The organism is Komagataeibacter swingsii (genome assembly GCF_003207895.1).
Taxonomy (GTDB): domain Bacteria; phylum Pseudomonadota; class Alphaproteobacteria; order Acetobacterales; family Acetobacteraceae; genus Komagataeibacter; species Komagataeibacter swingsii.
In genome coordinates, this window is the sequence record NZ_NKUB01000029.1 from 1 (window position 1) to 25,842 (window position 25,842).

Annotated in this window: 25 protein-coding genes, 1 tRNA gene and 1 pseudogene; 12 read left to right on the forward strand and 15 right to left on the reverse strand. The window is 63.4% G+C overall.

Going from position 1 to position 25,842, the window contains the following annotated elements; all coding sequences use genetic code 11:
• From CFR76_RS14510 to rplU, 5 genes are all read right to left on the reverse strand, one after another.
• Positions 1-217: transposase (locus CFR76_RS14510; protein ID WP_146222695.1), on the reverse strand; the 217-nt coding region annotated here is incomplete at its 3' end.
• Positions 218-314: 97 nt separating this feature from the next.
• Positions 315-1,469 (reverse strand): glutamate 5-kinase, encoded by a 1,155-nt coding sequence (gene proB, locus CFR76_RS14515; protein WP_110557646.1) that lies wholly within the window; start codon positions 1,467-1,469, stop codon positions 315-317.
• A complete protein-coding gene (gene obgE / locus CFR76_RS14520) occupies positions 1,466-2,503 on the reverse strand; it encodes a GTPase ObgE (RefSeq protein WP_110557665.1) in 1,038 nt (345 codons plus the stop codon). The genes proB and obgE overlap by 4 nt, the downstream gene beginning before the upstream one ends.
• 156 nt (positions 2,504-2,659) lie before the next feature.
• Complete coding sequence (rpmA, locus tag CFR76_RS14525) at positions 2,660-2,929, reverse strand: 50S ribosomal protein L27 (protein WP_025438846.1); 270 nt, start codon at positions 2,927-2,929, stop codon at positions 2,660-2,662.
• A gap of 63 nt (positions 2,930-2,992) precedes the next feature.
• Positions 2,993-3,307: a 50S ribosomal protein L21 gene (gene rplU, locus CFR76_RS14530; RefSeq protein ID WP_025438845.1), complete on the reverse strand. Its 315-nt coding sequence runs from the start codon at positions 3,305-3,307 to the stop codon at positions 2,993-2,995.
• Positions 3,308-3,555: 248 nt separating this feature from the next.
• On the opposite strand from rplU, the gene CFR76_RS14535 reads away from it, so the two are divergent.
• Positions 3,556-3,645, forward strand: a tRNA-Ser gene (locus CFR76_RS14535).
• A 224-nt stretch (positions 3,646-3,869) separates the two neighbouring features.
• Here CFR76_RS14535 and guaD read toward each other — a convergent pair.
• From guaD to CFR76_RS14555, 4 genes are all read right to left on the reverse strand, one after another.
• Positions 3,870-5,219: a guanine deaminase gene (gene guaD, locus CFR76_RS14540; protein ID WP_110557647.1), complete on the reverse strand. Its 1,350-nt coding sequence runs from the start codon at positions 5,217-5,219 to the stop codon at positions 3,870-3,872.
• A 44-nt stretch (positions 5,220-5,263) separates the two neighbouring features.
• On the reverse strand, positions 5,264-7,468 hold the full coding sequence (locus CFR76_RS14545; protein WP_110557648.1) for an FUSC family protein: 2,205 nt from the start codon (positions 7,466-7,468) through the stop codon (positions 5,264-5,266).
• 109 nt (positions 7,469-7,577) lie between these two features.
• A complete protein-coding gene (locus CFR76_RS14550) occupies positions 7,578-8,795 on the reverse strand; it encodes a UdgX family uracil-DNA binding protein (protein WP_110557666.1) in 1,218 nt (405 codons plus the stop codon).
• A 44-nt stretch (positions 8,796-8,839) separates the two neighbouring features.
• The gene (locus CFR76_RS14555) at positions 8,840-9,634 is read right to left on the reverse strand and encodes a sulfite exporter TauE/SafE family protein (protein WP_110557649.1); all 795 of its coding nucleotides are present in this window, start codon (positions 9,632-9,634) and stop codon (positions 8,840-8,842) included.
• A gap of 200 nt (positions 9,635-9,834) precedes the next feature.
• On the opposite strand from CFR76_RS14555, the gene CFR76_RS14560 reads away from it, so the two are divergent.
• The 4 genes from CFR76_RS14560 (at position 9,835) to CFR76_RS14575 (ending at position 12,274) form a co-directional block, all read left to right on the forward strand.
• Positions 9,835-10,239 (forward strand): ArsR/SmtB family transcription factor, encoded by a 405-nt coding sequence (locus CFR76_RS14560; RefSeq protein WP_110557650.1) that lies wholly within the window; start codon positions 9,835-9,837, stop codon positions 10,237-10,239.
• Between the two features lie 234 nt (positions 10,240-10,473).
• The gene (locus CFR76_RS14565; RefSeq protein WP_110557651.1) at positions 10,474-10,962 is read left to right on the forward strand and encodes a MucR family transcriptional regulator; all 489 of its coding nucleotides are present in this window, start codon (positions 10,474-10,476) and stop codon (positions 10,960-10,962) included.
• A 62-nt stretch (positions 10,963-11,024) separates the two neighbouring features.
• Positions 11,025-11,951: a signal peptide peptidase SppA gene (gene sppA, locus CFR76_RS14570; protein WP_110557652.1), complete on the forward strand. Its 927-nt coding sequence runs from the start codon at positions 11,025-11,027 to the stop codon at positions 11,949-11,951.
• Positions 11,952-11,977: 26 nt separating this feature from the next.
• Complete coding sequence (locus CFR76_RS14575) at positions 11,978-12,274, forward strand: integration host factor subunit beta (RefSeq protein ID WP_110557653.1); 297 nt, start codon at positions 11,978-11,980, stop codon at positions 12,272-12,274.
• A gap of 289 nt (positions 12,275-12,563) precedes the next feature.
• On the opposite strand, the gene CFR76_RS14580 is transcribed toward CFR76_RS14575, so the two are convergent.
• Complete coding sequence (locus CFR76_RS14580; protein ID WP_025438836.1) at positions 12,564-13,448, reverse strand: LysR family transcriptional regulator; 885 nt, start codon at positions 13,446-13,448, stop codon at positions 12,564-12,566.
• A gap of 106 nt (positions 13,449-13,554) precedes the next feature.
• Positions 13,555-14,511, reverse strand: a complete 957-nt coding sequence (gene trxB, locus CFR76_RS14585; protein ID WP_110557654.1) for a thioredoxin-disulfide reductase — start codon at positions 14,509-14,511, stop codon at positions 13,555-13,557.
• A 142-nt stretch (positions 14,512-14,653) separates the two neighbouring features.
• On the opposite strand from trxB, the gene CFR76_RS14590 reads away from it, so the two are divergent.
• Positions 14,654-15,124 carry an Lrp/AsnC family transcriptional regulator gene (locus tag CFR76_RS14590; protein WP_110557655.1) on the forward strand — a complete coding sequence of 157 codons (471 nt, stop codon included), beginning with the start codon at positions 14,654-14,656 and terminating at the stop codon, positions 15,122-15,124.
• Positions 15,121-16,602 (forward strand): ArnT family glycosyltransferase, encoded by a 1,482-nt coding sequence (locus tag CFR76_RS14595; protein ID WP_110557656.1) that lies wholly within the window; start codon positions 15,121-15,123, stop codon positions 16,600-16,602. Before CFR76_RS14590 ends, CFR76_RS14595 begins: the two co-directional genes overlap by 4 nt.
• Before the next feature lie 84 nt (positions 16,603-16,686).
• On the opposite strand, the gene CFR76_RS14600 is transcribed toward CFR76_RS14595, so the two are convergent.
• On the reverse strand, positions 16,687-17,034 hold the full coding sequence (locus CFR76_RS14600) for a response regulator (protein ID WP_110557657.1): 348 nt from the start codon (positions 17,032-17,034) through the stop codon (positions 16,687-16,689).
• Complete coding sequence (locus tag CFR76_RS14605; RefSeq protein ID WP_110557658.1) at positions 17,031-17,537, reverse strand: NUDIX hydrolase; 507 nt, start codon at positions 17,535-17,537, stop codon at positions 17,031-17,033. Before CFR76_RS14605 ends, CFR76_RS14600 begins: the two co-directional genes overlap by 4 nt.
• 330 nt (positions 17,538-17,867) lie before the next feature.
• On the opposite strand from CFR76_RS14605, the pseudogene CFR76_RS14610 reads away from it, so the two are divergent.
• Positions 17,868-18,238 (forward strand): annotated as a pseudogene (locus CFR76_RS14610) (IS5 family transposase); the annotation flags it as partial.
• Between the two features lie 130 nt (positions 18,239-18,368).
• Here CFR76_RS14610 and CFR76_RS14615 read toward each other — a convergent pair.
• The gene (locus tag CFR76_RS14615) at positions 18,369-18,761 is read right to left on the reverse strand and encodes a hypothetical protein (protein ID WP_110557660.1); all 393 of its coding nucleotides are present in this window, start codon (positions 18,759-18,761) and stop codon (positions 18,369-18,371) included.
• Between the two features lie 167 nt (positions 18,762-18,928).
• Here CFR76_RS14615 and guaA point away from each other — a divergent pair, with 167 nt between their 5' ends.
• Positions 18,929-20,530 carry a glutamine-hydrolyzing GMP synthase gene (gene guaA, locus CFR76_RS14620; protein ID WP_110557667.1) on the forward strand — a complete coding sequence of 534 codons (1,602 nt, stop codon included), beginning with the start codon at positions 18,929-18,931 and terminating at the stop codon, positions 20,528-20,530.
• A 294-nt stretch (positions 20,531-20,824) separates the two neighbouring features.
• Positions 20,825-22,081 carry a tyrosine-type recombinase/integrase gene (locus tag CFR76_RS14625; RefSeq protein WP_110557661.1) on the forward strand — a complete coding sequence of 419 codons (1,257 nt, stop codon included), beginning with the start codon at positions 20,825-20,827 and terminating at the stop codon, positions 22,079-22,081.
• Here the strand turns inward: CFR76_RS14625 and CFR76_RS14630 are convergent.
• Positions 22,047-22,331, reverse strand: a complete 285-nt coding sequence (locus tag CFR76_RS14630; protein WP_110557662.1) for a helix-turn-helix transcriptional regulator — start codon at positions 22,329-22,331, stop codon at positions 22,047-22,049. The two genes, CFR76_RS14625 and CFR76_RS14630, sit on opposite strands and share 35 nt — an antisense overlap.
• 798 nt (positions 22,332-23,129) lie before the next feature.
• Between CFR76_RS14630 and CFR76_RS14640 the strand changes: the two genes are divergently transcribed.
• The gene (locus CFR76_RS14640; protein ID WP_110557668.1) at positions 23,130-23,915 is read left to right on the forward strand and encodes a siderophore-interacting protein; all 786 of its coding nucleotides are present in this window, start codon (positions 23,130-23,132) and stop codon (positions 23,913-23,915) included.
• Between the two features lie 130 nt (positions 23,916-24,045).
• Complete coding sequence (locus CFR76_RS14645; protein WP_110557669.1) at positions 24,046-25,842, forward strand: tannase/feruloyl esterase family alpha/beta hydrolase; 1,797 nt, start codon at positions 24,046-24,048, stop codon at positions 25,840-25,842.

A 25,842-nucleotide genomic window follows, 5' to 3' on the forward strand; every position in this document is an offset into this window, starting at 1 on the left:
CGGCTTTCATCCAGTCGCTGTAGCGCGAGTAGACCGAGTTCCAATGTCCAAAGTATGTCGGCAGATCCCGCCATGGACTGCTGGTCCGCGCAATCCACAAGACCGCCTCGATGAAAAGGCGGTTATCCTTCCCGCTGCGGCCCCGATCCGTCTTCTTGCCATGGCACAGGGGTTCCATCTTCGCCCATTGGGCATCTGTCAGTATGAAGCGATCCATACAGACCTTGAATCACATCCAGATGCCTCAGAAAAGTATAATTCCCAACAGGCCCTGAAAAAAGCTTCACCAGAAACCTTTTCTTTTCAAACAGTCTTCAGGGCGCGGTGGCTTCCGCCCGCGCCAGCAGCACCAGGTCATCGCGGTGGATCAGTTCATCCGCGCCATGCCAGCCCAGCAGCGCCTCGATTTCGTCGGACTGGCGCCCCGCGATCCGCCGGGCGTCATCGGCGGCATAGGCGGCCAGCCCGCAGGCGATCCGGTTGCCCTGCCGGTCCATGACCGCGATCAGGTCGCCCCGGTCGAAATCACCCGTGACACTGGTTACACCCGCCGGCAGCAGGGATGACCCCATCGCCAGCGCCCGGACCGCGCCGTCATCGATCACGGCCTGCCCCGCGGGCGTCAGGCTGCCCGCGATCCAGCTCTTGCGGGCCGAACGGGCGTCGGTCGCGGGCAGGAACCACGTGCAGCGCCCGCCGTCACACAGGCGGGCCAGCGGGTGCAGGGGCTGGCCCTGCGTAATGGCCATGGCGCAGCCCGACTGCGTTGCGATACGCGCCGCCATGAGCTTGGTCCGCATCCCGCCCGATGAATAGCCCGGCGGGGGCGCGCCGCCCATGGCCTCGATACTGTCGGTCAGTTCGGCCACGACCGGCAGGTGTCGCGCATCGGGGTTGTTGCGCGGGTCGGCGGTGTACAGCCCGTCAATGTCGGACAGCAGCACAAGCTGGTCGGCATTGATCATTTCGGCCACGCGCGCGGCCAGCCGGTCATTGTCGCCAAAGCGGATTTCGGTGGTGGCGATGGCGTCGTTTTCGTTGATGATGGGCACGCAGCCCAGCGCCAGCAGGGTATTGAGCGAGGCGCGCGCGTTGAGGTAGCGGTTGCGGTGTTCGGTATCATCGGGTGTCAGCAGCAGTTGCGCCGCCGTCAGGCCATAGCGCGACAGGGCGTCGGTCCATGCCTGCGCCAGGCGGATCTGCCCGACCGAGGCCGCCGCCTGCTTTTCCTCCAGCCGCAGCACGCGCCGCGTTGTCAGGCCAAGCTGGTGGCGGGCCAGGGCGATCGCGCCGGACGACACCACGACCACTTCCGTGCCCTGCGCGCGCAGGTTGGCAATGTCCTGCGCCACGCTGTCCAGCCACGCCTGGCGGGGGGCGGCCTGTTCGGGGTCGACAATCAGGGCGCTGCCAATCTTGACGACAACACGCTGCGCCGTGCGCAGCCGGGGCAGGGGGATGTCCGTCATGTCGCGGGGATCTCCCCCTTTTCCTGTCCGGCCTTTTCCGCGCGGTCGCGGGTGACGTAATCCTGCAACCGGCGCAGCACGGTGTCCACATTCATGTGGGCGACCGAGGACATGCACATGACTTCATGCCCGCAGGCCCGTTCCAGCGCCGTCCTGCGTTCCTCGATTTCCTCGGGCAGCAGGGCGTCGATCTTGTTCAGCACGATGATTTCGGGCTTGTCCGCCAGCCCGCCGCCATATTCCGACAGTTCGTGGCGGATGGTGCGCCAGGATTCGACCACGTCTTCCGCCGTGCCGTCAATCAGGTGCAGCAGGACCGCGCAGCGTTCGACATGGCCGAGGAAACGGTCGCCCAGCCCGCTGCCTTCATGCGCGCCTTCGATCAGGCCGGGAATGTCGGCAATCACGAATTCTTCCGTAACCGACAGCCGCACCACCCCAAGCTGCGGGTGCAGCGTGGTGAACGGGTAATCCGCGATCTTGGGCCGGGCCGCCGATACGGTGGACAGGAACGTGGACTTGCCCGCGTTGGGCAGGCCCACCAGCCCGACATCGGCAATCAGCTTGAGCCGCAGCCAGACCCAGCGTTCCTCACCCGGCCAGCCCTTGTCCGCGCGGCGCGGCGCGCGGTTGGTGCTGGTCTTGAAATGCGCATTGCCCCGGCCGCCATCGCCACCGCGGCACAGCAGCAGGCGCTTGCCCGCCACATCAAGGTCGCCCAGCATGGTCTCGCGGTCTTCATCGAATATCTGGGTGCCGATGGGCACCTTGATGACCACCGTTTCGGCCGCTGCCCCCGTGCGGTCCGACCCCGCGCCATTGCCGCCCTTGCGCGCGCGGAAATGCTGGGTGTAGCGGAAGTCGATCAGCGTGTTCAGGTTGTCGACCGCCTCGAATATGATATCGCCGCCCCGGCCGCCATTGCCCCCGTCCGGACCGCCAAATTCGATATATTTTTCCCGGCGGAAGGCGACGACACCATCGCCGCCGTCGCCGGATTTCACATAGATTTTGGCCTGGTCAAGAAACTTCATTGCCTGCGATCCGGTGGGCGCGCGCCGTCCTGCGCACGTGCCTTGTGTGCGTGCATGATACCAGAAAACATGGCCCGGCATCATACGAAAAAAGGGGCGGCCAGAATGACCGCCCCCTTCAATTCGGGTATTCCCGCAGTGATTAAGGCGTAAACCTTATTCCGCTGCCAGCGGCAGGGCCTGCACGGAAACATGCACGCGACCTTCCGCGCGGCGTTCGAACTTCACATGTCCGTCCACCAGCGAAAACAGGGTGTGGTCGCGGCCGACGCCAACGTTCACGCCCGCCTTCATCTTCGTGCCGCGCTGGCGGACGATGATGTTGCCTGCGATGACGCTTTCGCCACCAAACTTCTTGACGCCAAGGCGACGTCCGGCGCTATCGCGCCCGTTACGGGATGAACCGCCTGCCTTTTTTTGTGCCATTGCCTGAACTCCTTAAAACTGAAATCTCTGATCTGACCTGCCCGGCCGGGGCCGGGCGAGGGATCAGGCGGCGTTGATCGCGGAGATGCGCACCACGGTCACCGGCTGGCGGTGGCCGTTCTTGCGGCGGCTGTTCTGCCGGCGGCGCTTCTTGAAGATGATGACCTTGGCCAGACGGTCCTGTGCGATCACGGTGCCCGTGACGGTCGCACCCTTGACGGTCGGCGCGCCGATGGTCGTGCCACCTTCGCCGCCAACGGCCAGGACCTGGTCGAACGTGATGGTGGCGCCGGCTTCGGCTTCCAGCTTTTCGATCTTCAGGACGGCGTCCTTGGCAACGCGGTACTGCTTACCGCCGGTACGGATAACTGCAAACATGTCTCTATCTATCTTTCCGATCTCTTGGCGTGCGCGGCATTGTTTCAATGCAGGCGACACGGCCCAGTCGCTTTTTTATATTGGCCGCAATTGCAGCGGCGCCCCGTCCGCGCGGGGTGAATGGGGGCTTTTACTGGGTGGGCGGGCGCAGGTCAATATTTTTTATGGGCATGCGCAAGGGGTGAAAAAAGACCCCTTGCGCCGCCCCGCGCGCGCCCCTATAAGCCGCTGCATCACCGCGTGCAGTTGGAGAGGTGCCGGAGCGGTCGAACGGGGCGGTCTCGAAAACCGTTGTGCGTGCAAGCGTACCGTGGGTTCGAATCCCACCCTCTCCGCCACTGCATCGCGTGTGTTCTTTTCCCGCTGAAAACCTGTTTTCCGGAACACGCCCCGCCCATGCCGGCGGGTTTGCCCGCGTACACGCCATGCCGCACGGCGCGGGGCGCGGGCCATGGCAGGGCGATCCCTGGTCCGGCCCGCAAGGCTGCCCGTCCTTGTGGGGCTGCCCTTCTCGGGGCGTGCTGTCCGGGCGTCGTGTCGCAATGCCCGGAACGTAACCTGTTCAGGTGGCGGTTTCTGCTACCCCACGCTCATGCACTGTCCTGCCCGCCACATATGTCGCGCGGATGCTGCGGTCATCGCCCAGCATCATGAGCGTGAACAGGATATCGGCCGTGCTGTCGCACATCCGCGCGCGCAGGGCCTGCAATGGCGTGGCGCGGGGGTCAAGGATGCACAGATCGGCATCCATGCCGGGGGCGATGGCGCCGATGCGGTCGTCCAGGTGCAGCGCCTCGGCGCCACCACGCGTCGCCAGCCAGAAGGCCTGCACCGGGTGCAGCCGCTTTCCGGTCATCTGCGCGATCTTGTAGGCCTCGTTCATGGATTGCAGGTGCGACAGGCTGGTGCCCGCGCCCACATCGGTGCCCAGCCCCGTGCGCACCGGGCGTTTCGCGTCCATCACGTCAAACAGCCGGAACGCCCCGCTGCCCAGGAACAGGTTGGACGTGGGGCAGTGCGCCAGCGCGCAGCCACTTTCATGGCAGCGGCACAGGTCGTGTTCATCCACGTATATGCCATGGCCCATCACGCTGCGCGGGCGCACCAGGCCCGCGCGGTCATACACATCCAGATAGGAACGGCTGTCGGGGAACAGTTCGGCCACCCATGCGACCTCGGCGCGGTTTTCGGCCAGATGGGTCTGCATGAACAGGCTGTCGTCCCCCTTCAGCAGCGCGCCCGCCAGTTCAAGCTGCTCGGGCGTGCTGGTGGGGGCGAAGCGGGGGGTGACGGCGTAATGCTGGCGGTTGCGGCCATGCCAGCGTTCGATCAGGCGGCGCGATTCATCATAGCCGCGCTGGGCCGTATCACGCAGGTAATCGGGCGCGTTGCGGTCCATCAGCACCTTGCCCGCCACCATCAGCGTGCCAAGGCGGGTGGATTCCCCAAAAAACGCATCAACCGACTGCGGGTGGACCGTGCAGTACACCGCCGCCGTGGTCGTGCCGTTGCGCACCAGTTCATCCAGGAACTGCCGCGCAATGGTGGTGGCATAGGTTTCGTCGGCAAAGCGGCGTTCGGTGGGAAAGGTATAGCGTTCCAGCCATTCCAGGAGCTGTTCGCCATAGGCCGCGATCATGGGCAGTTGCGGGTAATGGACATGCGTGTCCACGAACCCCGCCGAAATCAGGCAGCCCCGGTAATCGGTAACCGGCATGCCGGCGGGCAGGTGCGCGATGGTTTCCCCATACGCCCCGGCATGGGTAATGCGGCCATCGGTGATGATGACCAGCCCGTCGGGTTCATCCACCAGCGCGTCGTTCGGCGGCATGAGGAACGGGTTGCCGCGAAAGGTCACGACATGACCGCGCAGGGCGGCGGAAGCGGTGGAAGCGGGGGCGGGGGATGTCATGGTGGCTCCATCCTTCCCTTGCCCGTCCCCGTGTCAGGGGCGCGTCATGACCCGTCGGTCATGCGATAGGGCTGGGAAGCGTCAAGGAAGGCTGCGTTGGCGCCCAGTTCATAGGAAATGACCAGCAGGTAGGCAATGGCGCGCGTGATCTCGATGCGCGATGTGATGTTGGCTTCCGTCGCCTCCAGCCGCCGCAGGCTGCGCGTGGCCCCACGCGCCACCCGCGCGGTGCGGCCAAAGCGCCCGTACCGGCCACTGAACTGCGACATGCGGCTGAGGAACAGCTCGATGGCGCGGTTGGCGGCGGGCGGCAGTTGCCCGCGTTCCATGACCGTGCGCAGGCGGATGATATTCAGCCCGATGGTCATGGCCGACAGCGTGCCCTGCAGGTATGCCTCGATGGTGGGGGTGGGCGTCGGACCCGCATGGCGGATCAGGCGGGAGAAGCGGTCGGTATTGCGCCCGATCCACGACTGCGTGCGCGGCATGGGCTGGGCGGAGGCCAGGTGGCGCAGGTCATGCAGCGTGCGGTTGCGCATGCGCCAGCGTTCTTCATCATTGTCGAACGGCAGCACCGCGCGGAAGATCAGCACCGCGAAGCCGATGCTGCACAGCAGCGCGAAGGATGCGTTGAAATACGCGATTTCGTTCAGTCGCGTCTGGTTGCCCGGCCCGACCAGGTTGGGCAGGAACAGGCAGTACGACGCCGCCGCCCCCGCCGTGGAGGGGTTGCGCGCGGCAAGCCCGCCCGCGATCATGGGCAGGGCGAGGACGGCGGCCAGCATTTCGAATTCCGCGGGTCGCGGCAGGAACAGCAGCACAAGGAAACCCGAGACAAACACCGCCCAGCACGCCCCGCGCAGGAAGCTCATGGTGCCCACCACCGGGTTTTCACGCGTGGCGAACAGCCCGCACGTCACCGCGACCATGGTGATGAAGCCGATGCCGTTGGCCCATGCCGTCACTTCCCATATCAGCGCGGACGCGCCGATGGCCACGGCGGCGCGGATGCCGTTATAGGCGGCTTCCTTGAAATCGCGGTGCGCCTCGATGCGGAAATGGAAGTGGTCGCCCCGGATTTCGTGCTGGCTGGCGTCGAACTCCGCAATGGCCTGTTCCAGTTCCCCCAGCAGTTCGTCCAGCGCGTTATGCAGGATGCGGCAGTTCAGCAGGTCGTCCACTTCCGCCGTCTCGGCAGTGGGGTCCATGCCGATTTCATGGGTCAGCGCGTCGATGATGCGCTGGCGGCACACGCCGCGCAGGTCCTGCAGGTCCTGCTGGATATGCGGTATCTCGGCATCGTTTTCCAGCCGCGCGGGCACGCCCAGCAGGAAGGTGCGCGTCAGCAGCGACGTTTCGGTAAACTGTTCGTTCGTGGTGCCCAGCGCCTTGATGCGCGCCATCATGCCAAGCCCGCGCGACAGCAGGACCGACACGGCGGCCAGGGCGGCGCGCGCATGGTCGCCTTCATGCCCGTGCGGCCCCATCTCGACTTCGCTGAACTCGATCTGGTCATTGATGCTCAGGATCGTGCCGAACAGGGCGCGCGAACGGATGAAGGCGGCCTCGTCCCCCGCCAGCAGGTCGGCCACCGCATCCGTCGAGCTGCCCAGCGCCATCTGGATCTTCTGGCGCATGTTGCGCCGCGCGCTTGATGCAAGGTTGTGCGCGAATAGCACCGCCACCAGCGTCTCGCACGTGATGCCCAGCACGATATAGGACGTGCGCGACATGGTGATCATGAAGATGTTGTCCGGGTCGCGCGTCGCGGCCAGCGCGATGATGGCGCAGGTATAGCCCGACAGCACCAGCGCATAGGACCGGAAGTTGCGCACCAGTGTCGCGCACATGCAGCACAGGCCGATCCATATGCTGATGGCGGGAAAGAACAGCCACGGCGCCTGCGGGAAGGCGCAGATCAGGATGACGGCGCTGATCGCCCCCACCGCCGTGCCCACCAGTCGCCACCGCGCCTTTGACAGGCTTTCCCCGCGCGATCCCTGGGCTACGATCCACACCGTCATGGCCGCCCATGGCGGGTCGTCCAGTTCCATCCACATGGCGATGGTCAGCGCCATCAGGGCCGCGCACGTGGTGCGCACGGCAAAGGCCAGGGCCTCGGGCGTGGGGGCATACAGCCATTTAAGGCCACTCATCCGCGCATAGCCGGGGGCGCGGATGGTGGGAAAATGCTTTCCGCTGAAAATACGGGTGATGAAAGAGGGCAGAAGATTCAGGTCTGCAGGCACGATATGCGGCTTCCGGCGACATGGGGCGCCCTATCCATAACGCATCTTGGCATGACGTAACGGTGTCGCGAGTGCATATCTGGCATCGGCTTTCCTCGTGGCGGGCGGGTCAGGCGCGCGCGGGCGCGCACAGGCTGGCCGCCAGCCTGAGGTCTGCCACGAAGTGGTCGTATTCGCGCCCGCGCGCGGCTTCATCGGGCACGCGCAGCAGGAAGGAGGGATGCACCGTCACGACCCCGGTCGCGCCATCGCCCAGCGTAATCGCGCGCGAGCGTTCGCGCCCGATCGTGACGGGGCGGCCCAGCAGGGCGGACGCCGCCGTGCCCCCCAGCATGACCAGCACGTGCGGGCGGATGATCCGCCGTTCCGCCGCAAGCCACGGGGCGCAGTTGGCGATTTCCGCAGGCCCCGCCTTTTCGTGGATGCGGCGTGTGCCGCTGCGGCGGAATTTGAAGTGCTTGACGGTATTGGTCACATACGCATCATCACGGTCGATTCCCGCCGCGTGCAGGGCGCGGTCGAACAACTGCCCCGCCGGGCCGACAAAGGGGCGGCCGGCAAGGTCTTCCCTGTCCCCCGGCTGTTCGCCCACGAACATCATGCGCGCGTCGCTGCGCCCCTCGCCAAACACGGTCCGGGTGGCGTGGCGGGCCATGGGGCAGATCCGGCATGTCCGCGCCGCCAGCGCCACGGCGGGCAGGGCGGTGATGCGCGCGATGTCCAGCCCGTCCACCAGCGGCATGGCGGGGGGCGGCAGGCTGTTGAAGGCGAGGGGCGATGCATCCGCGCCATCGTGCCCGTGCAGCAGTTCGTGGCCTGTCCATTCCATCCGCCGCCCCGGCAGCGCCAGCCGCCATGGCGCAAGCGAAAGCTGGAAGGTGATGAACCGCGCATTGCATTCGGGGGCGTAGGTCGCGGCGTCGCATGTGGCGTGCCACGCGCCGTCCCCGTCGGTGCGCTGCATGAGGGTGAACAGGCCGTGGCGCAGCCGGGCGGTTTCCGCGCGCACGCCGGCCGCGGCCGCCTCCATCCGCGCAAGTTCGGCTGGCGGGACATCGGTCCCGGTCACATGGGCGTAGACCAGCCGGTAGGCGAGGGTGAAGCGGTCGGGCAGCATGGATTGCAGCACGTCCGCCGCCAGTTGCATGGTCTCACGCGGGATGCGGAAGGGATGGGCGTCCGGCATGGGGGCGTCCGGGCCGCCCGATGGCGCGACGTGCCACGCAATGTCGTCCGGCGGCACGTGCTGGCCGGCCAGGGTGCGGGTCGCCGTGCGCCAGCGGGCAAAATCGAGGGGGTGGTCAAGGGATATGGTGGTCTGTGGCATGGGGCGGGTTCCCGGTCGTGATGGCGCGATGGCCGCGCGCCGTGTCAGGCAAGGCCCATTGCCCGCGCGCTGCGCCACATCATGTAGAATGCCACAAGGAAGACAAGGCAGGCAAAGATCATGCGCAGCCGCTGCGGGTGCTGGCCCAGGCGCCGCGCCAGCAGGGTGCCCCCCGCGCTGCCCGCAACGCCGCCCGCGACCAGGATGCCCACCATGGGCAGGTCCACCATGCCCGCCACCGCGTAACTGATGGATGTTGTCAGCCCGAAGGCGCAGACCGCCACCAGCGACGTGGCGATGGCGCCGAGCATGGGCATGCCGGTCGCCGCCAGCAGCGCGGGCACGATCAGGAACCCGCCGCCAATGCCGAAGAACCCCGAACAGAATCCCGTCGCGACCCCGTAGGCCACGATGGGCAGCGGGGCCGTGCGCATGGCCGCCTGTTGCGGCTGCGCCGGCCGTGGCTGGCGGCAGCCCCGCATCATCAGCGCGCCGACCGCGATCATGACGAAGGCGAACAGGAAAAGCAGGCGCTGCCCGTTGACGACCTTGCCGCACGCGGCCCCCGCCAGCGCGCCGAATATGCCGGCGCTGGCGAACAGGGCCGCGCATTTCCACGCGACATGGCCCGACCGCGCATGGCTGGCCAGGCTGAACAGCGCATTGATGGTGACCGCCAGCGCGCTGGTGCCGATGGCCCGGTGCGGGTCGGCGATCCCCACCACGTACAGCAGCAGCGGCACGGCAAGGATCGACCCCCCGCCGCCCACCAGCCCCAGCGTGAAGCCGATGATCCCGCCACTGCACAGGCCCAGCAGGGTATGCAGCACGTCAGGCATGGCGGCGCGGGCCGGGCCGGGGGGCCATGTATGCGGGGGCGGCGCGGTCGGTCATGGCGGCTTCCGTAAGGCAGGGGTGCGTGAATGGTTTATTTGTTTAATATATTATGTATGTATTTTATCAAGCCCTGTCCTGTGTTCCGCCGGGCGGGATTATGGTACGGGGTGGCTTGCCTAACTGCTCGAAGGGGATCCGTGACATGAGCAATCTGCCCAGAACGCGAGAAATGGCAGAAAACCTTGTACAACGCCTGCGCCTGCTGGCCCAGCCACAGCGGCTGATGGTGCTGGCCTGCCTGCTGGAGGGGGAAAAGAGCGTGGGCCAGATCGAAGCTGAAACCGGTATCGGCCAGCCAACGTTAAGTCAGCAGTTGGCGGAACTCCGGCGGGCGGAAATCGTTGTAACACGCAAGGAGGCCCGACAGGTCATTTACAGCATTAAGGATAATATGGAGGAAACGCGCATCCGCCTGATCTGCGCGGCCTGCGACCCGGAATTCGACATGGAGCAGCTCAGCGGGGTGCTGCGCCGTAAAAGCCCCCCGGCGCAGATGGCGCATGACGGGACGGCAGCCTGTTTTGCCCGTATCCGCATGGAAGCCTGAAAAATCTTGATATGACATGAAACGAATTTATACAAAAAACAGCTGTTCACATTTGAATGCGTTATTTAGTACGGGGCATTCTATATAATAGAACCAGAACATTCTGTTTGACAATACGCAGCACAGATTGCCCGCAAGTATTGTATTTATTGAGGGGGCAGTATATGTCCCTGAAACGAAGGTTCGTGAGGACGTCGCGACTATTTGGCTGGATATAGAGGCACGGAATATATTATGTCTGATACAGAGCAGGATTTTTCATGTCTGGAACTGACGACGCAGATCGTGTCGGCGCATGTTTCAAATAATAGTGTCGCAGCCGATGTGCTTCCCGACCTGATACGCAATGTCTATCACGCGCTGTCCGCGGCGGGCCGCCCGGTGAACGAACCCGAAAAGCCGCAGCCCGCCGTGCCGATCAAGCGGTCGGTGTTCCCCGATTACATCATCTGCCTGGAAGACGGCAAAAAGCTCAAGATGCTCAAGCGCCACCTGCACAGCGCCTATGGCATGACGCCGGAACAGTACCGTGAACGCTGGGGCCTGCCGGCCGAATACCCCATGGTCGCCCCCAACTACGCCGAACGCCGGTCCAGCCTTGCGCGTGAAATCGGCCTTGGCCGCAAGATCACCGCCGCGTCGGCCGCCGCTGCCGCCGCAGCAGCCCCGGCCGCGGGCGATGATGAACCCGCCCGGCCCACGCGCCGCCGGCGCAAGGCGTGATGGCGGCGCGCCTTCCCTAGTCCTGCCTTCGGTATGGGGGGGATCCGTGATATGGCTCCATCATGGATACCGACCCCGATATGCTGCTGCATGCCACATCCCTGCGTCGCCGCCTTCTGGTCTGGCGGGGTGGGGCCGTGGCTTTTTTTGTCCTTGCCTGCATCGTGGCCGCATGGCGCGCGGATGGCGGCCTTGCGGGCCATGCGCCGCACCTGGTCCACCTGAAGCTGGAGGGGATCATCCCTTCGGACGAGCATGAAAATGTCGAAGCCCTGCAAAAGGCCGCCGATGACGCATCGGTCCGTGGCCTGGTGCTGGAGGTCAGCAGCCCCGGCGGCGCGGTAACGGGCGGCGAGGTGCTGCATGACGCCGTGGCCGCCTTCGCGCGGCGCAAGCCGGTGGTGGTGTCCATGGGCGGGGTTGCGGCATCGGCGGGGTACATGGTGTCGGCGCCTGCCGCGCGCATTTTCGCCAACCGCTCCACCCTGACCGGCTCGATCGGGGTGATCCTGGAATCGCCCGACATATCGGGCCTGCTGGACCGGGTGGGGGTGCATGTGGACCAGCTTGTATCCGGCCCGATGAAGGGGCAGCCCTCCATGGTGCAGCCGCTTTCGCCCCAGGGGCGCGAAATGCTGCAGGGCGTGATTGCCGACCTGTACGGGTTTTTCGTGAATGTCGTGGCGCAGGACCGGCATATGCCGGTTGACCGTGTGCGGCAGCTGGCCGATGGCCGCCCCTATACCGGGCAGCAGGCGGTCGCGCTGGGGCTGGTGGACCAGATCGGGTCCATGGCCGATGCACGGAAATGGTTGATTGCGACCACGCACCTGCCCGATGATGTGCAGGTGGCCGATATCGGCCCCACAGCCACGCGCATCAACTGGCGGCGGTGGATATCGGGCATCGTGTCGGGTGTGCCGGGTGCGGAATTTCTGTTGAAGGAAAGTACCGCGCTTGACGGGGCCGTTGCGATCTGGAAACTTTAATTTGTTGTTTAGACTAGGGGAACAGGATGACCAGATCGGAATTGATTGCCGAACTTGCCGCTGCGCGTCCACATCTGCCCGCAAGGGAAGTGGAACGTATTGTTCAGGTCATCTTTACGGAAGTCAGTAATGCACTGATGCGGGGGGACCGGGTGGAACTGCGCGGTTTCGGGGCGTTTACGGTCAAGAAGCGTGACGCCCGCACCGGCCGCAATCCCCGTACGGGGGAAACCGTATCGGTGGAGGAAAAGGTGGTGCCGTTTTTCAAGGCGGGCAAGGAGTTGCGCGAACGCGTCAACAGGGCGCATAAGGCGGCTGAGTGAACAATCCGTCCGCTACCCGATCCACCTGACATAAAGATTATTTTAAAGTGATCCGCTGATAAAGAGACAGACGTTTCAGGTGCCGCCTTTTTTCAAAAAGGCGGCTTTTTTTCGTGGGTGTGTGAAACCGGGGCCTTGTGAAGAAAAGCGCCGCCCAAGATGGCCCGCTGATTGCGGGGTGCCGCCGGGACTGATTTTTCAGGCTGTCCCCTGCATACAAAAACACCGCGCCGGGATCACGGCCCGGCGCGGTGTTGTCCTGTCATATGGCGGGCAGTGGCCGTAGCAATCAGTGGCGGGCGTTGATTTCGGCCAGCAGGAAGTCGCGGAATACCGCCACGCGCTTGGATGTGCGCAGTTCCTCGGGATACACGAAATAGGCATCGACCGTGGGCAGCGGCACTTCAGGCAGGATCTTGACCAGGTTGGGATACTGCGACGCCGCATAAAGCGGGATCGACCCGATTCCGATGCCGGCCGCGATCGCGCCCGCCATGGCGGCCAGGCTGTTGACCTCCAGCCGCGCCTGGCGGCGTTCATCTGACGGGACGCCGGTTTCAGCCAGCCAGTTGATGTGCGGCACGGGCGGGTGATAGCCACCGAACAGCACCAGCTTGTGGGCGTTCAGTTCCTCCAGCGTGCGCGGCGTGCCGTAATCGTTCAGGTACGACTGCGAGGCATAGATCGGCAGCGGAAAATCGGCCAGGTGCCGCTGGATCAGGTCCGGCTGGCGGGGCGGGTGCATGCGCACCGCCACGTCCGCCTCGCGCATGCCCAGGTCCAGGTCGTTATCTTCCAGGATCAGGGTGATCGAGATGTCGGGATTGGTTTCCATGAACCGGTGCAGGCGTGGCGTCAGCCAGCAGGTGCCAAAGCCGGTGGTGGTGGTGACCCGTAGCCGTCCCGCCGCCTTTTCCTTGCTTTCCGTCAGCAGGGATTGCGTCATGGCCAGCTTGGAGAAGACTTCCCGCACCGTCTGGTTCAGTGTCTCACCCTGTTCGGTCAGGATCAGCCCCCGGGCATGCCGGTGGAAAAGGGGGACCTGCAGCGCCTCTTCCAGGGCTGAAATCTGCCGCGATACCGCAGACTGGCTCAGGTTAAGCACGTCGCCGGCATGGGTGAAGGACCCTGCTTCGGCTACAGCATGAAATATCCGGAGTTTATCCCAGTCCACGCGTTGACTCCGCTTTGCTATCTAATAAAGGGCGCGCCAAGTGTTATGACACTAAGCGTTGTGGTGAAGGAAATACGGGGGCAGGTCAAGGACTCTTCATGTTTCATTACTGCGCTGCCGCAAGAAAACGCTCGGCTTCCAGTGCCGCCATGCACCCGGTGCCAGCCGCTGTCACCGCCTGGCGGAATATCTTGTCCTGCACGTCGCCCGCGGCGAAAACGCCGGGAACGGAGGTACGTGTGCTGCCGGGCGTGGTCACGATGTAACCGTCTGTATCGATCGCCACGACATCACGGAAAATTGTGGTGTTGGGGGCATGGCCGATGGCAACGAACACCCCGTCGACATCGATATGCTGGATTGCGCCGGTCACGGTGTTGCGCAGGTCCGCCCCCGTGACCACGGGCGGCGTGCCGCTGCCGGTAATGCGTTCGACCGCGCTGTTCCATATGACCGAGATCTTGGGGTTGGCGTGCAGCCGGTCCTGCAGGATCTTTTCCGCCCGCAGGCTGTCGCGGCGATGGATCAGGGTCACGTGGCTGGCGTGGTGGGTCAGGTACAGGGCTTCTTCCACCGCCGTATTGCCACCGCCGATAACGGCCACGCGCTTGCCGCGATAGAAAAAGCCGTCGCACGTGGCGCAGGCCGATACGCCGGAACCCTGGAATTCCTTTTCCCCCGGCACGCCCAGCCACTTGGCCTGCGCGCCGGTGGCGATGATGACGCTGCGCGCTTCATACAGCGTGCCGGAATCGCCGGTGGCGTAGAACCGGCCGGTGCCGTCCGCGCGGGTGAAATCGCACGAGACGATGATATCATCCATAAGCCGTGTGCCGACATTGCCGGCCTGTTCGGCCATCTGCATCATCAGGTCCGGCCCCTGCACGCCCTTGGCGAATCCGGGGTAATTCTCGACATCCGTGGTGATCATCAACTGGCCGCCGGGCTGTAGCCCCGCGACCAGGACGGGGGAGAGATTCGCGCGCGCGGCATAGATGGCGGCAGTGTAACCGGCGGGACCCGCGCCAATGACAAGCAGGTCGGTAGAACACGTCTGGGGCATGAGATCAGAAAAACCCTATCGTCACAATTTCCTTTGGTATGGTCGTCCACTGGCGTCCGTGCAAGGGTTGGAGTAGGAAGGGCGTCATTATTGCGGCATATGGGCGCGACAGCCGCCCCCTTTGGCGAGAGATGGAACAGGCATGGCGGAACGGATGGCTGATCTGGATGCGATTGACCGTCGGATTGTGGCCGAGCTTCAACTGGACGGACGCATGACGAATGTGGAGCTGGCGCGGCGCGTGGGCATTTCCGCGCCGCCCTGCCTGCGCCGCATGCGCCGGCTGGAAGAAGACCATGTGATCCGTGGCTACCATGCCGATACCGATGGCGCGCGGCTGGGCTGGTCGATCACGCTGTTCGCGCTGATCGGGCTGGACAGCCAGAAGGAAGCGGTCCTGGCGGCGTTTGAAAACCAGGTGTCCGGCTGGCCGGAAGTGCGCGAATGCCACATGATCCGGGGTGGGGGAGATTTCCTGGTCCGGCTGGTGGCGCGTGACGCAACGCATGAAAACCTGCTGACCCGCCAGTTGACCGAGGCCCCGCATGTGGTGCGCGTGCAGACATTGCAGACCATCCGCACCAGCCTGAACCGCCCCGGCGTGCCTGTGTGAGGGTGCGGTACAGCCCGCGCTGGTGGCTGTACCTGCTTGTACTGCTGGCCGGCATGCGGCTGGTCGTGGCGGGTATCCTGCCACTTTCCCCTGATGAGGCGTATTACCGGCTGTGGGCGTCAGCGCCCGCCGCGGGCTACCTTGACCACCCGCCCATGGTGGCGGTGTGGATACGGCTGGGCATGATGCTGGGCGGTGACAATGCCTCTGGCGTCCGGCTGGTGGGGGTGCTGGCGGGGGCGGGTCTGTCCTTTTTCGTGTTCCGCGCCGTGCGTGACCTGCTGCCCGCCGCAGGGCGGGCGGGGGCCGTGCGGGCCTGCGTCATGTTGCAGGCGACTCTGGCGCTGGCAATTCAGTCGGTTGTCATAACACCGGACATGCCGGTGATGTTTTTCATCTCCGTGCTGCTATGGGCCATGGGCCGCGTCAATGCCGGGGCGGGGATGGGCTGGTGGCTGGTGGCGGGCCTGGCCGCGGGCCTTGCGTGCGACAGCAAATATACCGCCATCCTGCCGCTGGGCGGCATCGGGCTGTGGCTGGTGGTCCACGGGCTGCGTCACCGCGCCTGGGGGCTGCGGCAGGTGCCCGGCGTTGTGGGCGGCGTGATGGTGGCGGCCTTGTGTGTGGCGCCCGTGGTGTGGTGGAACGCACGACATGGCTGGGCCAGTTTCGTGCGGCAGGGCGGGCGGACAGTGGACTGGCACCCCGGCCGGGCCGCGCAGTTCCTGACCGAACTGGCGGCGGGGCAACTGGGGCTTATGACGCCGGGCATCGCGGCGTTTTTCATATGGGGGCAGGTGATCATGCTGCGCCATGCGCGGCGGGAGGCCGGTTGCGCGCTCCTGTCATGCATGACGCTGCTGCCGGCCTGCGTGTTCGTGCAGCATGCCCTGGGTGACCGGGTGCAGGCGAACTGGCCGGTGGTGATCTATCCCATGCTGGCGGCGGGTACGGCCATGGTCGCATGGCGGTGGGGGCGCTGGGCGGTCGGCGGTGGCGTGCTGGCGGGCGCGCTGGTCTACGTGCAGGCGCTGTTCGCCCCGCTGCCGCTATCGGCCCATGTGGATGTGGCGCTGCGGCAGATGGCGGGCTGGCGCGATCTGGCCGCCGGGATTGCGGCCCATGCGCGACCGGGGGACTTCATCGCCGCGTGTGACTACGGCACGGCGGCGGAGCTGGCCACCGTCATGCCCGGCCGGGTCGTGGTGGGGATGGAGCCGCGCTGGGCCTTGTTCAACCTGCCGCATGACGTGGCGGGGGACGGGATCATGGCGTGTAATCCCCGCCGGGATTTTGACAGGGATGATTTTACATCCGTCCAGCCGGTTATCACTCTGGAACGTGGTCGGCCTGGGCGGGTGGCGGAACGTGTCACCCTGTACCGTGTCAGCCTGCGCCCGGACCTGTCGGCCACACAGCGCAGCGCCATCGTAAGACTGCCCACGCCGGAAAAGGACAGCATCAAGGGTTTTTGGTGAAGCTTTTTACAAAAAGCTTCAGAGAACACCGCCTTTTTGAAAAAAGACGGCACCCATAACCCTTTGCTTCTGAAACATTGAGGGTCAGGCCGCCGGGGCGACCTGACGGACCTGTTCCAGCAACGCCTTCATGCGGAAGGGCTTTTCCAGCAGCGGCAGCGGCGCGTAACCGGCCAGCCGGTCGGGGTCGCCGCTCATCACGATCACATGGCAGCCCTGGGCCTGTGCCGCGGCAATGAAGCCATCGGGGTCGCCGTCGGGCAGGGTCAGGTCCACCAGCGCCAGTGTAAAGCGTGTATCCCCGATCCGCCGCATGGCGTCCGCGACATCGGGGCTTATGGTGGCGTGGATGCCGTTTGTCTCCAGCATGGTGGCGACCAGGTCCGCTATCGTCGCCTCGTCCTCGACAATCAGGGCAGAAATCTGGGTCATGACGGGATGCTCTCGGTGCGGGGGGAATGGGGGGCGGGGGCGCGTTCCTGTGCGGCCACCGGCCATGGGGCGATGCCACGCGGGGACAGGGCCAGCGTGCCCAGTTCCAGCAGGCCGGGGCTGAAGGCGGCGGGATTGGCGCGCACCTGCGCCAGGTCGAACCACCCCACCGCACACGCATCATCGCCCGCCGCGATGTCGGTCCAGCCATTGTCGTGGCATTGCACGGCCACGATCAGGTAGTGGAAGCGGATGCGGCCCGCATGGTCGCGGTCGATCAGGTCAAAGGCCGTCAGCGTGCCTTCGGCATGGGTAATGAAGCCGGTTTCCTCCCGCAGTTCGCGCGCTGCGGCGTCCAGGTAGCTTTCGCCGTATTCAATGCGGCCGCCTGGGAAACCCCACAGCCCCTGATCCGGCGGGTTGCGCCGGCAGACCAGCAGCATGCGCCCGTTGCGGACAACAATGGACAGGACAGCCCCGGCTAGTGTCGTGTTATCAGCCATATACAAGAATATATCGGATCATGGCCCGGCATCCATGCCTGTATCGGACCTCCCTGTTCCCGATTGCGTGAACACGGCCGGCATGCCCTTCGCTGTCTCCTTCCTGTCGTTCAGGAAGCTGAAGCGGATTCGGGCGATACACTCCGGGTGACGGTCGGCACGAATGGATAAGGGACACACGGTGCCGACGCCGTTCCGGACGCCGTATCGTGCAATCAGCGGGTTGGACGGACGACACGGCCCGGCACCGATCGACATTCAGGATTTCCTTTGTGGGGCGCGGATGTTTCACTGGATGCCGTAACCAGAAGCACGGAGCATGGGATGGGAATCAGGCGTTACGAGTTGAACGAAGCGCAATGGCGGCGGATTGCGCCCCTGCTTCCGGGCAAAGGGGATGCGGGCCGCAGCGGGGCGAATAACCGGCTGTTCGTGAACGGCTGCCTGTGGATACTGCGTTCCGGCGCGCACTGGAGGGACCTGCCTGGGCGGTATGGCAAATGGACAACGGTGCATCGTCGCTTCAGCCGGTGGCATCATGCCGGGGTGTGGGACAGGATTTTCGAGACGCTGCTGGCCGATCCGGACAATCAGTACCTGATGTTCGATTCAATGCTTGTGCAGGCCCGACAGCAGGCTGCGAACGGAGCCGGGGTGGCAGGGGTCAGGCGCTGGGGCGTGCCCCCGGTGGCCTGGTGACCGGGGGCCGCATGCGCCGGGCGACATGCCGCATCGCCCGCCGCCCCGTGTTGTTGCAGCGGGGGGTGTTGCAGCGGGGCCAGGTGGCGATATCTCACCCGCGCCTGGCCATGGCCTGAATGTCGATCGGGGCTAGCGTTTCATCACGATATGCGCCCGGCAGCGCGGGGTGCCGTAGGTGCCGACCATCGTATCACCTTCGGGACGGGCTTCGAACACCATGGGAAAGGCCGCCCCCGATGGCTGCCTGACCACGGTTTCGGTATGGTACAGGTCGGCCTTTTTCTGTGGCACGCCCGTCAGCGCGATGGAGCCATCGGCCGGGGTGAACGTCATGCGTTTCGTGCCGATCTGGAAGGTCGAGGTATTGCCGGTTTCGGTGGTGCAATTGCCCTGGTCGCGCACCAGTTGGCCCGTCCATAGTCCGATCGGGTCATTCCGGGCGTCCGCGCGCGCGGGGGCAGGGGCAAGGGAAAGGCAGCCAAGGCAGGCCGCCGCCAGCAGCAGGAAGGGACGTGCAGTCATGAAACAGCCATATGATCCGGTTTGTCTGGACCGGCAGGAAAGACAGGCCTGCCTGAATGCATATATTGTGCTATCTGCGCGGGAAAGACTATCCCACCCTTGCAATATGTTGCCAGCTCATGCTGGAAGCCTAGTTTATCGATAATGCCGCGACCGAAAGACACATGATGAACGATACCGCGAACACCGCCGCCCCTGTCGCAGGACTTGATGAATCCCTGCATGAGGATCGCATCCTGATCCTGGATTTCGGCAGCCAGGTCACCCAGCTGATTGCCCGGCGCGTGCGTGAAAGCGGGGTGTATTGCGAAATCTGGCCGTATTCCAGCACGGCCGAGCGGATTCGCGCCTTCGCGCCCAAGGGCATCATCCTGTCCGGCAGCCCCGCCAGCGTGCTGGACAAGGACGCGCCGGCCATCCCCGAAGTGGTGTTCGCCCTGAACGTGCCGGTGTTGGGCATATGCTACGGCCAGCAGGCCATGTGCCGCCAGCTGGGGGGCACGGTGGAGACATCCGAACACCGTGAATTCGGCCGCGCGCATATCGATATCATCAAGGACTGCGCCCTGTTCCGTGGCACATGGGCGCGCGGCGGGCGTGAGCAGGTGTGGATGAGCCACGGCGACCGCGTGACAAAGCTGCCGCCCGGTTTCCAGGCCGTGGCCGTAAGCGAGGGCGCGCCGTTCGCCATCATCGCCGACGAGGGCCGCCGCCTGTATGGCGTGCAGTTCCACCCCGAGGTCGTGCATACCCCGCATGGCGCGGCCCTGCTGCGCAACTTCACCCATGACGTGGCGGGCTGCCGGGGCACGTGGACCATGGCGGGGTTCCGTGAAATGGAAATCGCCCGCATCCGCCAGCAGGTGGGCAAGGGGCGCGTGATCTGCGGCCTGTCGGGCGGGGTTGATTCATCCGTCGCCGCCGTGCTGATCCATCAGGCCATTGGCGACCAGTTGACCTGTATTTTCGTTGATCCCGGCATCCTGCGCGCGGGTGAGGCGGATGAGGTGATCCGCACCTTCCGCGACCGCTTCAACATCCACCTGATCCATCGCGATGCGTCCGACCTGTTCCTGAACGCGCTGGAAGGGGTGAGCGACCCGGAAATCAAGCGCAAGACCATCGGCCGCCTGTTCATTGAAGTATTCGAGGAGGAGGCGGCGAAACTGGGCGGCGCCGAGTTCCTGGCGCAGGGCACGCTGTACCCGGACGTGATCGAAAGTGTCAGCTTCACCGGCGGCCCGTCCGTCACCATCAAGTCGCACCATAACGTGGGCGGCCTGCCGGAACGGATGAAGATGAAGCTGGTCGAGCCGCTGCGTGAACTGTTCAAGGACGAGGTGCGCGAACTGGGCCGGGAGATGGATATTCCCGAAGCGATCGTGGGCCGCCACCCGTTCCCCGGGCCGGGACTGGCCATCCGCATTCCCGGCGCCATCACGCGCGAAAAGCTGGACCTGCTGCGGCGGGTTGATTCGATCTTCCTGGAGGAAATCCGGGCCGCCGGGCTGTATGACGCCATCTGGCAGGCCTTTGCCGTGCTGCTGCCGGTCCGCACCGTGGGCGTCATGGGCGACGGGCGCACATATGACTATGCCTGCGCCCTGCGTGCGGTGACCAGCACCGATGGCATGACGGCGGATGTCTATCCCTTCGACATGTCCTTCCTCAACCGCGTGGCAGGGCGTATTGTCAATGAAGTGCGCGGCGTGAACCGCGTTACTTATGATATTACGTCCAAGCCGCCGGGAACGATTGAGTGGGAATGATTCACAAAGGGTCCTGAAGTATCCCATTCCCTCCCCGAACCCTACCTAACATACTGAAATAAAAAGTTAATGTCGTCGTCTGCTATTGCAGACTATCGATGTGCACAGGTTGGTTTTGACGGTATGCGTGACGGACCTCGTCAGGCTTGCCAGTCGGGAATTGTGTGAATACCGTCATGGGCAGATGGGCCTGTGACGGTATTTTTTTACAATAAGTCTTTGTAAACAGATGCTTTTTCTCCGAAACAGCCCGCCAGAATCCCTTGACGGTATTTTCGGGTCGGAGGCGGTGCAATGCTTACGGATGCTGCAATTAGATCGTTGAAACCAAAAGGAAAAAAATACAAGGTCGCGGACCGTGACGGGATGTATGTCCTCGTTACGGAAAAAGGCGTGGTGTCCTTTCGAATGGACTACCGTCTGAATGGACGGCGCGAAACCGTGTGTTTCGGGAAATACGGTCCAGGGGGACTATCGCTCGCGCGTGCACGGGAGAAGTGTATTGATGCGAGACGCGCTCTTGCGGAAGGAATTTCTCCGGCGATCGAGAAGCAGCGCAACAAGCGGCGCCTCAAGGAGGCCAGAAGCTTTGGCAAGCTGGGAGAGAAATGGCTGCAGGCTGCAGCAATGGCCGATAGCACCCGGGCCATGCGTCGCGCAATTTTCGAACGGGAACTGCTTCCTGTCTGGAGCAACCGTCTTCTGACCGAGATCACGCCGAATGATCTCAGGACGCATTGTGCAGCGATAGTCGATCGCGGTGCGCCGGCGACGGCGATACACGTTCGAGATATTGTAAAGCAGATCTACAACTTTGGTATTTTGCACGGAGAGAAGGTTGCCAATCCTGCCGACGAGGTCGGACCATCATCGATCGCGACCTTCGTTCCCAAGGACCGTGCACTTTCTCCCGCTGAAATTCGGGTGTTGTTCCGGGTGATAGAAAACGTACCGACGTTGCCGACCATCCGCCTGGGAATGCGGTTCTTTTTACTGTCCATGGTCAGGAAAAGCGAATTGCAGGGCGCTGTCTGGGATGAAGTTGATTTCGAGAATGCCGTCTGGACAATTCCTAAAGAACGCATGAAGCGTTCAAAGGCACATAATGTGTATCTCTCTCATCAGATGCTGGACATATTGATCGCATTGAAAACGTGTGCAGGAAATTCGCGTTACCTACTACCGTCTCGCTATGATGCAGACGCGCCGATGTCCCGTGCGACATTCAATCGCGTGACCTATTCGGTCGTCGATCAGGCCAAAAAGGATGGGCTGTCGTTGGAAGCTTTTACGGTCCACGACCTTCGTCGCACGGGATCAACGCTTCTGAATGAATTGGGCTTCAATAGCGACTGGATTGAGAAATGTCTTGCTCATGAAGACGGGCGTTCCTCGCGGGGCGTCTATAATAAAGCAGAATACGAGCTACAACGGCGTCATATGATGCAGGAGTGGTCGAACACCGTGGATGCCTGGATCGCAGGTAAGAAATACGTGCCCAACCTGGTGTCACCATCTATGCCGTTGTTCGAGCCGGATCCTGCCCTTTGATCGGGCGCGCTCGCCTCTGCCTTACGTCGGGACCTCTTGCTGGCATACTTGGTTTCGAACGCCGTTCTTCCAACCATGCTTCCACCTCGGCCTGGTCCCACACGACACAGCGTGGCGAAAGACAGAAGCGTCGCGGGAATTCACCGCGTTGTTCCATTTCGTAAATTGTGCTGTCGGCCAGTGGCACCATTTCACGCAGTTGGCGCCGACGGATCGATTTCCGGGGAGACGATATGGCTCTGGCGTGCATTGATCTAACCTTTCCTATTGGCGCTAATAATAAGAGCCAATAGGTATCGTTGTGCGGAAGTGTATTTTCTATAGCAGGAAAAAACGGGATAGAAACGGATAAAAATAGGATAGGGGCAGCTGTTTATACAGGATCTGGATGTCTGTACAGCATAAGGTCAGTCTGTGAAGAGACAGTTCTCAATGCGTATGCCCTGTCGCATGATTGGCGGATCGTCAGAATACGGCTTGGTTCAAGACATGAACCTTGGCGATCGATGTTCCCGAAAACAGACGTCAGATCATAACCTGTCTGCGTAACAGGGCAGATATCCATGCGCTTGTGCAGGATGATCATGTCGCTGGAACCTATCGTTGGCGTCCTGCACTGGCGGCGGGACGGATCGACATGATCGACCATGGCCTTCAGTTCCAGTTCGTGCCCTGAAACCGTCGCCGGAGAACATGTGAAAGTGCGCAATATTGCCCTGACTTCCATGGAGATGAACGTCCATCGCGTCTCGCCATTGCCCATATGGTTGGTCCATGCGTAACCCGACGTGGGCGTGGTGGCTGCCCGATCCAAGAATGCTGCGACCAGGCACCCGGCACTTAACGGGGCAGGGGGATATTGAAAAACCCGTTGACAGACTCTGCTTTCGAAGGCTTTGATCGAGACAGCTAGTCCGGTCTTTGCAGACCGTACTTTCGTATGCGTTAACGTGAAACAACGCACAGAAACTGACAGCAGCATGCTGGCAGCCTGTGCGTCTGTGTATCCACAGTCACCGGTCTGTCGGCATGACAGGGATACACAATGATGAAGCTTTTCCAGACCTTTTCAAATCGCGATGATGCCCCCGAGATCCGCCGTGTGCGGCATGACCTAGTCAGGCGTAGTCTTGAAGTCCGCACTGTTGAGCGCCTGACCCCGCACATGATCCGTGTCACGCTGGGTGGCCCCGAACTGGCCGGGTTCACCAGCCCATCCCCGGATGATCATATCAAGATATTCGTGCCCGGCCTGGATGGCGCACCAACCCGTCGCGATTACACGCCACGCCGTTACGACCCGCAGAACGGTACGCTGCTTCTGGATTTCGTCAATCACCATGGTGGCCCGGCGGCGGCCTGGGCGCGGGCCGCCAAACCGGGTGACCGACTGGAGATCGGTGGTCCACGCGGGTCGCAGATCATTTCCGGCCCGATTGGTCACTGGCTTCTGATCGGCGACGAAACGGCGTTGCCTGCGATCGGACGACGGGTTGAGGCGCTTCCTGCCCGGACGTCCGTTACGAGCGTGGTTGCCGTGCCGGGGGCGGAAGACGAGCAGATCTTTACCACGGCCGCACACCATGCTGCCCATTGGGTCCATCGCTCCATGGAGCAAGCGGATGACGCTGCCGGCATTCTTGCTGTCCTGAAAAATCTGGAAATTCCGGACCGTACTTTTGTCTGGGTCGGTGCCGAGGCCCGCGTGGCGAAAGTCGTGCGCCAGTATCTTCTCGATGAACGCAGGATTCCGGCACAGTGGATCAAGGCATCCGGCTACTGGGTGAAGGGCCAGGCCGATGCGTCGGTCAAGGATTTCGGGGACGCGCGCTGAACGATAAGGGGCATGGGTGTCAGGACCATGATACGGCGCCTCCCTTACAAATTTATACATTCATTCAGCGAGACATGACCTACGTTTGGTTCATGAACCGAAGAAGGCCGAACAGGACATTTTGCCTGATATGAAAAACATACTTCTGATCCTGACCGTTCTCCTTGCGGTCATGGGGGCAGGGGCAGGATTGCTGCCTGCCACTCCTGCACAGGCAGCGGATATGGCTTCGCTGCCGGTGGTCGCTCCCGCCATATCGTGCGATGCGCTGGGCCATATCGATCTTGCGCCCGCCGTCGGCGCTGCAGTCCATGGCCGGAAGGCTGCCGTGCTTCAGACGCCGAAGGGGAAATTCTGCAAGGTCACGGGACAGATCGCGCCTGCGATTTCCTTCGAGGTCGACCTGCCCATGGAGCACTGGACCCAGCGCTTCCTGCTGGGTGGGTGTGGTGGCCTGTGCGGCATGACGCGTGTGGGCGTCAGTAACGCCGGGGCCTGCGCGCCCGCCCTGAATGGCGAATTCGTCATGGCGGGTGATGACATGGGCCATACCGGCTCCATGATGGGACTGGCGCAGGGCGAGTTTGGTAAGGATACGCAAAAGCGCATCGACTTCGCCTATCGCGCGAACCATGTCACCACGCTGGCGGCCAAGGCCCTGATGGCGGCTTTCTACGGACAGACCCCGAAATATTCCTATTTTGTCGGCTGTTCCGATGGTGGGCGCGAAGCACTGATGGAAGCCCAGCGCTTCCCTGATGACTTTGACGGCATTTCCGCCGGTGCCCCGGCCGCCCTGTTTACCGTGCAGAACTCTTTCTACCATGCGTGGAACGTGCGCGGGAACCAGCGTGCCGATGGCACCAGCATCCTGCTGCAAGGCCGCATGGGCGTGCTGCATGATGCCGTCATCCGCCATTGCGATACGCTTTCGGGCGTAAAGGACGGTATTCTCGAAGATCCCCGCACCTGCCATTTCGATCCCGCATGGGTGCGGTGTCCGGTCGGCCAGAGCGACACCGCGCACTGTCTGACGGCGGAGGAAACGCAGGTGGCTGTGCGTCTCTATGCCGGAGCAACCGATGCATCCGGTCACCCCTACATCATTGGTGGTCCCCTGCCGGGATCGGAACTGCAATGGGCGCTGCCCGCGACCGCGCATGGGGAATCCATGAGCAATGGCATTGCCGCTTCCGCCATTGCCTATGTCATTGCGGCGCAGGTGGATGAAAAGGCGGCTGACCTGAGCCGTTTCCGCTTCGATGATGCCTCCTTCGCCCGGATGAGCGAACTGGCCCCGCTGTATAATGCCGAGAACACGGACCTTCATGCGTTTCACAAACGTGGTGGCCGTCTGATCCTGTGGCATGGCCTGGCGGACCAGTCGATCTCGCCCCTGAACACCATCGCCTATTATCAGGGCGTGCAGCGTGAAATGGGCGTGGAGGAGACTGAAAGCTTCCTGAAATTCTACCTGCTGCCCGGCGTGGGCCATTGCGGCAATGGCGAGGGCTTTCCGCAGGTCGATTTCCTTTCGCCGCTGATGGGCTGGACTGAAACCGACACCGTACCCGCCGTCATCCGCACCGAGCGGACAGCGCAGGGCAGGGAACCGATGGAACCACCGCCCGGCAGCCATGACAGGCCCCCGGCGGGCGGGCAGATCCACATGGCCCCCATGCCCAGCCAGCCTTATGCGCAGCCGAATGCCACGGCGACGGCCAGCCGTCCGGTCTATCCCTATCCGTATATTGCCTGGTATACCGGGGCAGGGGACGTGAATGATGCGCGGAATTACCGCCCTGTGAAATCGCCGGTGTCCCTGCCGATGACATTTGCAAGTCATGCCACATCGCTGATCGGCCCGGATAACCAGAATCAGTATGGTGTCCGGGATGGCAGGCTGGGGGTGGAAAGCGCGAAGTAA